The organism is Bradyrhizobium sp. UFLA06-06 (assembly GCF_054820065.1).
The window spans coordinates 1-718 of sequence record NZ_JADFUD010000168.1; the positions used below are offsets into that span (position 1 = coordinate 1).

At 64.2% G+C, this 718-nt stretch carries 1 protein-coding gene; it reads right to left on the reverse strand.

The annotated features are described in order from the left end of the window. The coding region (locus IF803_RS42530; RefSeq protein WP_461196171.1) for an immunoglobulin-like domain-containing protein at positions 1-718 on the reverse strand (718 nt) is incomplete at both ends.

The window sequence follows — 718 nt, forward strand, 5'->3', positions numbered from 1 at the left end:
CCTCCGAGGCGTTCGACAGCGTCGCCGTGAAGGTGTAGTTGGCGACCGCGCCCTCCAGCACCGTCGAGGCGGTCAGGTTGACCGTCGCGTCCGTAATGGTGTCGTCGACATGGGCCGTCGCTGCCCCGGTGCCGACGACGAGTTTCTCGAAGTTGCCGCCCTCGGTCCCGGTGATGTTGGCGGTCAGCTGGCTGGCGTCGTTGTAGACGTCCTCGCCATTGCCCGAGGCGATCACCAGCGTTCCGGTGGTCTGGCCGTCCACAATGGTGATGTCGCCCTGGTCGGTGTGCACCGTGGTAACGCCTTCCGAGGCGTTCGACAGCGTTGCCGTGAACACGTAACTCGAGGCCGGCCCCTCAAGCTGCGTCGACGCGCTCAGATTGACCGTGGCATCGGTAGTCGTATCGTTGACCTGTGCCGTCGCCGCGCCGGTGCCGACCACCAAATGCTCGAAATTGCCGCCCGAGGTTCCGGTGATCGTTGCGGTCAGCGACGATGCATCCTTGTAGACATCCTCGCCATTGCCCGCGGCAATCGTCAGCGTGCCCGTAGTCTGCCCGTCGGCAATCGTGATCACACCCTGATCGGTCGTGATCGTGGTCGCGCCCTGCGAGGCATTCGACAGCGTTGCCGTGAACACGTAGCTCGACGCCGGCCCCTCAAGCTGCGTCGACGCAGTCAGATTGACGGTGGCATCGGTAGTCGTATCGTTGACCTG